Below are 3,255 nucleotides of genomic sequence, written 5' to 3'. Positions count from 1 at the left end.
TCTGGGTGGCGCCTCCAAAAAGACTTGTAAATAATATGTTTACAAGTCTTTTTATTTTGTGCATTAAATTAAATTATATTATATAATTATTAGATTTAGCATATAAATTTTTATATAGTATGTTACATCAGAATTTACTTTTATTCCATTATAAAGGTTTAGAGATGTTTTTAGAGAGAGAGGTAGTGCTTTCATAGATTAAATCTTTGCGTTCAATTAAATCTATAGAAGTTAAAATTAAGGCTTCAACAGCCTTCCATATATTACATTGAGCATATTCTGTTAATGTTAAATCCATAAACTTTTTTGATGGACAATGAATTGATGGATCATTTACTATTGATATAGACGGATATATAGTAGGCGTAGTATGACTTACAGTACCAATTCCTAAGGGGTATAGCATTTTTTTTCCGTAGTTCATTTCAATTAATCCGGTTTCTTTTAAGTTATTTTCAAATAATTTATTTACTACTTTATTATCTAAAAGTTCTTTGCAAGGAAGCTCAATTAACTTAATAGAGCAATCTATATTTATAATATCTTCTATGCATTTAATATAGCTTCTTATATTTTCTTCGATTTTGTGACATAATTTATGATCTTTTGATTTAATTTCAAATTTAACCTTAGCAGATGAAGGATATTCAATTAATGCATTATCACAAGTAAGATTTAAATGATCCATATAACATTCTTTTGAGATGTTTTTAATTAACTCGTTTATAAAGTGTACTGTATGTAGGCAAACATCTAATGAACTTTGATTAGCATTATCATTAGAAACAAGTAAATTATTATAATCAAGCTGTAAGGTTGTGCATGCTTGTGAAGTATTATTAATAGATGTGATAATATCCACATGAGGAGCAAAAATTACACTACAATTTTCAAACACATTTTCTTTTGTCATTATAATTTCTGAACCATTAGAGTATTTCCCTGGACATCCGATTACTAGAACAGAACCTCCTATTTTGTCAATGATAGAAGATAAACCTATGGCTGCACCTAAACATATAGTAGCATTCGCATTATTACCAAAAACATGACCATCATCACTTCCACTACTGTATTTACATATAAAACATATCTCAGGATGACTGTGTCCAATTCTGGCACGAAATGCAGTTGGAATATCTATGAAGTTTTTTTCAATATTAAAATTATATTTTTGTAATAGTTTTATAATGTAATCTGATGATTTATATTCATTAAAACAGTTTTCACTATTTTCATATAAAAATTTATTAATATCTAGGATTTCAGATTTTATAGTAGATAAAAAACTTAGAACATTTTGTTTCAATTGTAACCCTCCCTACAATTTTATAGATACTAATATTATCAATATCTACCCTATGTAATTAGTATGTGCACATATCTCTATATTATCCAGTAACAAATTTATAGATAAATAGTATTTTAATAGTATATATATTTGTAATAAATTTTTTATTAAAAGTATTTATTAATACAAGGAAATTAGACAATTTATGTAGATTAATAGGTATATGGGTTTATTAATTTATTAACAGTATACTTGATGTTATTTAAAGTAGAAAAAGTATGAATTATAAGATGAAATTTTTTTTTTGGACAAAATAAAAAAAAGAATTTTATGAATAAAATATATTATAAGGGGCGATAATTAAGACAGTCTTAACATGGATAAAACTTAGAAGGATTACTCTATTTTAACTAAGTTGACTTATTCAAAGACGATATAATAATAGAATAACAATTTCTATTGGATAAATTTTGAGGGGGAAAAATATGAATAAGGAATGTATTATATGCAGAAAGCCTCTAGATAATGGTATACTTATATATGGACGAAGAATTTGTGAGAACTGTGAAAGAAGATTATTAACAATAGAAACTAGTACAGATTTTTATGAATTTTATAAGAACTGTATTAAAAAGAATATAGTTCAACTTATACCAAGAGGAGTGAGTGATAAGTGCCAAGATTACCGATAGTAGACGCACTATTGAAATATAAAAAAGAAGAAAATAGCTATTTTGCTATGCCTGGACATAAAATGGGAAAAGCATATGAAGATACAAAAGAAGGAAAGATTTTATTAGATAATTTCATTAACTTTGATATTACTGAGGTAGAGGGTTTAGATAATCTTCATAATCCTACAGGCATAATAAAAGAAGGACAAGAACAACTTGCTAATTACTATGGGAGTAAAAAATCTTACTTTTTAGTTAATGGAAGTACATCAGGAAACATGATTATGATATTTGCTACATTTAAAGAAAGCGATAAAATAATCGTAGAAAGAAACTGTCATAGATCAGTATTTAATAGTATAATATTACGTAAGTTAAGGCCTATATATGTTATGAATGAGGTAAGTGAAAAATATGATGCTCCTTTTTCTATTAATAAGAAGCATCTATTTAAATTAATAAAGGAAAATCAAGATGCGAGGGGAATATTATTAACATACCCTAATTATTATGGCATATGTACAGAGTTAGAGGAAATAGTAAAAGAAGCCAAGAAATATAATATGAAGGTATTAATAGATTGTGCTCATGGAGCACATTTTGGAGTTATAGATGAATTGCCTGATAATCCGCTTAAGCTAGGTTGCGATATGGTTGTTCAAAGTGCTCATAAAACATTACCAAGCTTAACACAAACATCATTTTTACACGTTAATTGTGATGAGCTTTTAGATGAGGTTAACTTCTATACTAGCGTGTTTTTGACAACGAGTCCTTCATATTTATTTCTTGCCAGCATGGATTATAGTAGATATTATTTACAGAAGTATGGAAGTAAGGATTACAGTATATTAATTAATTTATGTGAGGAATATAGAAAAAAAATAAATCACATTGGTTTTTATCATATAATAGATGAGCATGATATAATTAAGAAAAGTTCATCAACAAGAAATAAGGTATATATAGATAAAACTAGATATATTATAAATGTACCTAAAGGATTTAGTGGACATCTATTACTAGATTATTTAAAAGCTAATAAGATTCAATGTGAAATGAGTGACTCAAGAAATGTAGTATTGATTTTTGCTACTTCAAACACAAGAGATGATTTTGATAAACTTTATAGAATACTAAAAGAGTGCAATAAGGATACTTTAATAGATCAATATGTAAAGCCGATGCAGTTTGAAATTCCACTAATAGATAAATTACCATGGGAAACTCTAAATATGAAAAAAGTTGAGTGTAGTATTAAAGATTCCATAAATAAAGTGTGCGGACAAG

Annotated in this window: 3 protein-coding genes; 2 read left to right on the top strand and 1 reads right to left on the bottom strand. The window is 26.6% G+C overall.

Annotated elements, in window-relative coordinates:
* Positions 1 to 148 precede the first annotated feature (148 nt).
* A complete protein-coding gene (locus tag B2671_RS13880) occupies positions 149 to 1,309 on the bottom strand; it encodes a hypothetical protein (protein WP_346870935.1) in 1,161 nt (386 codons plus the stop codon).
* A gap of 467 nt (positions 1,310 to 1,776) precedes the next feature.
* Between B2671_RS13880 and B2671_RS13875 the strand changes: the two genes are divergently transcribed.
* Complete coding sequence (locus B2671_RS13875; protein ID WP_035130775.1) at positions 1,777 to 1,983, top strand: sigma factor G inhibitor Gin; 207 nt, start codon at positions 1,777 to 1,779, stop codon at positions 1,981 to 1,983.
* On the top strand, positions 1,965 to 3,255 hold a 1,291-nt coding region (locus B2671_RS13870; RefSeq protein ID WP_346870934.1), incomplete at its 3' end, for an aminotransferase class I/II-fold pyridoxal phosphate-dependent enzyme. The genes B2671_RS13875 and B2671_RS13870, both read left to right, overlap by 19 nt.

It is taken from the genome of Clostridium sp. UBA5119 (assembly GCF_002414285.1).
GTDB lineage: Bacteria > Bacillota > Clostridia > Clostridiales > Clostridiaceae > Clostridium_J > Clostridium_J sulfidigenes.
This window is presented reverse-complemented; position numbering and strand designations above follow the sequence as displayed.